The organism is Streptomyces sp. NPDC088147, assembly GCF_044741565.1.
GTDB lineage: Bacteria > Actinomycetota > Actinomycetes > Streptomycetales > Streptomycetaceae > Streptomyces.
On sequence record NZ_JBIUSY010000001.1, the window covers coordinates 688,367 to 689,789 of the forward strand.

Sequence of the window (1,423 nt, forward strand, 5' to 3'; positions counted from 1 at the left end):
AGAAGACATTCTTCCAGAGCAACAGGCACAACCGTGCCATCACGGGCGCTAGAGGCACATCAGGGAGCACACACCACCCGAAGGTGTTGATCAACCGAGAGGCGTTGACCGCTCGCTCACTGATTTCGGCCGCTCAGGGGGCTCGGTCGGCTCAGCCGGATCGGCGGACTACGCCTGGGCGGAGAGATGTTTCCGCAGGAGCGCGATCACCGCCGGCGCCTGTGAACTGAGGAAGAAGTGCCCGCCGGGGTAGACCTTCAGGTCAAAGGCTCCCGTGGTGTGGCCACGCCAGTCCTCGGCCTCGTCCAGCGTCGTCTTCGGATCGTTGTCGCCGGTCAGCGCGGAGATCGGGACCCGGACCCTCGTCGCTGGATCGCAGCGGTAGGTCTCAATGGCCCGATAGTCACTGCGGATCGCCGGGAGGATCATCCGCAGGATCTCCTCGTCGCCGAGCAGCGCCGTATTCGTACCGGACAGCAGTTTCAGCTCGGCGACGATGCCGTCGTCGTCGCGCTCGTGCACATTCTCGGCCCGGTGGCGCGACGGGGCGCGCCTGCCGGAGGCGAACAGATGGGACAGTTCACCGCCGTCGGCCTCGAACCGCCGCGCGACCTCGAAAGCGATCGTCGCGCCCATGCTGTGCCCGAAGAACGTGGTCGGCCGGGCCCGGAGCCGCTTGCGCAGCGCCTCGTAGATCTGATCGGCCATGACCCCGAGATCGCCGGAGCTGGTCTCCTTGCGCCGGTCCTGGCGGCCGGGGTACTGCACCGAGAACACCTCGGCCACGGACGACAGTTGGGCGGAGACCGGGAAGTAGAAGGACGCCGAGCCACCCGCGTGGGGGAAACAGAAGAGTTGTTCCGAGCCGGCCGGTGCGGGGTGAAAGCACCGTGCCCAGAGGCTCTCCTCGGTGGACGTCGTCATCGTGTTGCATCCTCCTCGGCGTGGGCCGGGCGATCCGGACCGCGCAGCGATCCGGGCCTCCGGGCCAATGACAGTGGAATATGACGGGACGTGGCACACCGCGCGCGCCGTGATCGCGCCGAAGCAACCGAACGTTCCATGCGGCACTCCTACCCAACAGAGTGGGCGGACGACTCGCGTCGTCCCACTCGCACTCTCATCGACCGCCACGTGCCGGCCCGGTGACCGACCTCCCCATTCCACTAGGACGGACAGTGGGAAATTCCCTAGTCTCTCCCTGGTCTCTGTAGGGACATCGGTGACGGAACCCGCTCGGGAGTGAAGGAAACGCCTCCCGGAACCTGGTGCCCGGAGCCCGGGGCTCCGACCGACTGGGGCTCCGACCCCTCAGGGCTCCGACCGTCCGGGGCTCTGACCGTCCGGGGCTCTGACTGTCCGGGGCTCTGACTGTCCGGGGCTCCGGGAGGCGGACCGTGCCGCTTCCCGGAGCCCCCGCGGT

The 1,423-nt window shown here is 67.7% G+C and carries 1 protein-coding gene; it reads right to left on the minus strand.

Annotation, left to right across the window (positions count from 1 at the left end; all coding sequences use genetic code 11):
* Positions 1-168 precede the first annotated feature (168 nt).
* Complete coding sequence (locus ACIOGX_RS02640; RefSeq protein WP_401909668.1) at positions 169-924, minus strand: thioesterase II family protein; 756 nt, start codon at positions 922-924, stop codon at positions 169-171.
* Between the last annotated feature and the right edge of the window lie 499 nt (positions 925-1,423).